Origin of the sequence: Enterobacter sp. MGH120 (genome assembly GCF_001037725.1) — a bacterium.
In the GTDB taxonomy this organism is placed as follows: domain Bacteria; phylum Pseudomonadota; class Gammaproteobacteria; order Enterobacterales; family Enterobacteriaceae; genus Enterobacter; species Enterobacter hormaechei_C.
Window position 1 is genome coordinate 4,604,260 of record NZ_KQ089940.1, and the last position, 3,363, is coordinate 4,607,622.

The 3,363-nt window shown below is 52.8% G+C and carries 2 tRNA genes and 2 rRNA genes; all 4 read right to left on the reverse strand.

Annotated elements, in window-relative coordinates:
• Positions 1 to 2,795 (reverse strand): 23S ribosomal RNA (locus tag SK54_RS21535).
• Positions 2,796 to 2,965: 170 nt separating this feature from the next.
• Positions 2,966 to 3,041: transfer RNA gene (locus tag SK54_RS21540), tRNA-Ala, on the reverse strand.
• Between the two features lie 105 nt (positions 3,042 to 3,146).
• Positions 3,147 to 3,223: transfer RNA gene (locus SK54_RS21545), tRNA-Ile, on the reverse strand.
• Between the two features lie 70 nt (positions 3,224 to 3,293).
• Positions 3,294 to 3,363, reverse strand: a 16S ribosomal RNA gene (locus SK54_RS21550); the annotation flags it as partial.

Below are 3,363 nucleotides of genomic sequence, written 5' to 3' on the forward strand. Positions count from 1 at the left end.
GTCTCAGGGAGAACTCATCTCGGGGCAAGTTTCGTGCTTAGATGCTTTCAGCACTTATCTCTTCCGCATTTAGCTACCGGGCAGTGCCATTGGCATGACAACCCGAACACCAGTGATGCGTCCACTCCGGTCCTCTCGTACTAGGAGCAGCCCCCCTCAATTCTCCAGCGCCCACGGCAGATAGGGACCGAACTGTCTCACGACGTTCTAAACCCAGCTCGCGTACCACTTTAAATGGCGAACAGCCATACCCTTGGGACCTACTTCAGCCCCAGGATGTGATGAGCCGACATCGAGGTGCCAAACACCGCCGTCGATATGAACTCTTGGGCGGTATCAGCCTGTTATCCCCGGAGTACCTTTTATCCGTTGAGCGATGGCCCTTCCATTCAGAACCACCGGATCACTATGACCTGCTTTCGCACCTGCTCGCGCCGTCACGCTCGCAGTCAAGCTGGCTTATGCCATTGCACTAACCTCCTGATGTCCGACCAGGATTAGCCAACCTTCGTGCTCCTCCGTTACTCTTTGGGAGGAGACCGCCCCAGTCAAACTACCCACCAGACACTGTCCGCAACCCGGATTACGGGTCTACGTTAGAACACCAGCCATTAAAGGGTGGTATTTCAAGGTTGGCTCCACGCAGACTGGCGTCCACGCTTCAAAGCCTCCCACCTATCCTACACATCAAGGACCAGTGTTCAGTGTCAAGCTATAGTAAAGGTTCACGGGGTCTTTCCGTCTTGCCGCGGGTACACTGCATCTTCACAGCGAGTTCAATTTCACTGAGTCTCGGGTGGAGACAGCCTGGCCATCATTACGCCATTCGTGCAGGTCGGAACTTACCCGACAAGGAATTTCGCTACCTTAGGACCGTTATAGTTACGGCCGCCGTTTACCGGGGCTTCGATCAAGAGCTTCGCGTTGCCGCTAACCCCATCAATTAACCTTCCGGCACCGGGCAGGCGTCACACCGTATACGTCCACTTTCGTGTTTGCACAGTGCTGTGTTTTTAATAAACAGTTGCAGCCAGCTGGTATCTTCGACTGATTTCAGCTCCACCCGCAGGGGCTTCACCTACATATCAGCGTGCCTTCTCCCGAAGTTACGGCACCATTTTGCCTAGTTCCTTCACCCGAGTTCTCTCAAGCGCCTTGGTATTCTCTACCTGACCACCTGTGTCGGTTTGGGGTACGATTTCGTGTTACCTGATGCTTAGAGGCTTTTCCTGGAAGCAGGGCATTTATCACTTCAGCACCGTAGTGCCTCGTCATCACACCTCAGCGTTAAAAGGTACCGGATTTACCTGGAACCTCCGCCTACATGCTTAAACCGGGACAACCGTCGCCCGGCTGACATAGCCTTCTCCGTCCCCCCTTCGCAGTAACACCAAGTACAGGAATATTAACCTGTTTCCCATCGACTACGCCTTTCGGCCTCGCCTTAGGGGTCGACTCACCCTGCCCCGATTAACGTTGGACAGGAACCCTTGGTCTTCCGGCGAGCGGGCTTTTCACCCGCTTTATCGTTACTTATGTCAGCATTCGCACTTCTGATACCTCCAGCATGCCTCACAGCACACCTTCAACGGCTTACAGAACGCTCCCCTACCCAACAACACATAGTGTCGCTGCCGCAGCTTCGGTGCATGGTTTAGCCCCGTTACATCTTCCGCGCAGGCCGACTCGACCAGTGAGCTATTACGCTTTCTTTAAATGATGGCTGCTTCTAAGCCAACATCCTGGCTGTCTGTGCCTTCCCACATCGTTTCCCACTTAACCATGACTTTGGGACCTTAGCTGGCGGTCTGGGTTGTTTCCCTCTTCACGACGGACGTTAGCACCCGCCGTGTGTCTCCCGTGATAACATTCTTCGGTATTCGTAGTTTGCATCGGGTTGGTAAGCCGGGATGGCCCCCTAGCCGAAACAGTGCTCTACCCCCGAAGATGAGTTCACGAGGCGCTACCTAAATAGCTTTCGGGGAGAACCAGCTATCTCCCGGTTTGATTGGCCTTTCACCCCCAGCCACAGGTCATCCGCTAATTTTTCAACATTAGTCGGTTCGGTCCTCCAGTTAGTGTTACCCAACCTTCAACCTGCCCATGGCTAGATCACCGGGTTTCGGGTCTATACCCTGCAACTTAACGCCCAGTTAAGACTCGGTTTCCCTTCGGCTCCCCTATACGGTTAACCTTGCTACAGAATATAAGTCGCTGACCCATTATACAAAAGGTACGCAGTCACCCCATAAAGAGGCTCCCACTGCTTGTACGTACACGGTTTCAGGTTCTTTTTCACTCCCCTCGCCGGGGTTCTTTTCGCCTTTCCCTCACGGTACTGGTTCACTATCGGTCAGTCAGGAGTATTTAGCCTTGGAGGATGGTCCCCCCATATTCAGACAGGATACCACGTGTCCCGCCCTACTCTTCGAGTTCACAGCAAGTGTGCTTTCGTGTACGGGACTATCACCCTGTACCGTCGGACTTTCCAGACCGTTCCACTAACACACAAGCTGATTCAGACTCCGGGCTGCTCCCCGTTCGCTCGCCGCTACTGGGGGAATCTCGGTTGATTTCTTTTCCTCGGGGTACTTAGATGTTTCAGTTCCCCCGGTTCGCCTCGTTAACCTATGTATTCAGTTAACGATAGTGCAACGAATTGCACTGGGTTTCCCCATTCGGACATCGCCGGGTCAAGGGTTCATATCACCTCGCCGGCGCTTTTCGCAGATTAGCACGTCCTTCATCGCCTCTGACTGCCAGGGCATCCACCGTGTACGCTTAGTCGCTTAACCTCACAACCCGAAGATGTTTCACTTCTGATTGCGAAAATTTGAGAGACTCGAACACACATGAGCTGTGTGTCGTTTCAATTTTCAGCTTGATCCAGATTTTTAAAGAGCAAAACTTCGCAGTGCACCTTTTCAGGTTCACTCTGAAGTTTTCTTGTGTTCGCAGTAAAAGATGGTGGAGCTATGCGGGATCGAACCGCAGACCTCCTGCGTGCAAGGCAGGCGCTCTCCCAGCTGAGCTATAGCCCCATCGTAGTCACCTCTGTACCGGTAATTTTTGTTGAGGCAAGGCGTGGTGACACGAAGCATACTTATGTATGTGAGTGTCGCCGCAACGCAGCATCAGCAAAAATTTGGTAGGCCTGAGTGGACTTGAACCACCGACCTCACCCTTATCAGGGGTGCGCTCTAACCACCTGAGCTACAAGCCTGTAGAGGTTTTTTACTGCTGTTTTTCATCAGACAATCTGTGTGGACACTACAAAGGCAGGTTCTTTAAGGTAAGGAGGTGATCCAACCGCAGGTTCCCCTACGGTTACCTTGTTACGACTTCACCCCAGTCATGAATCAC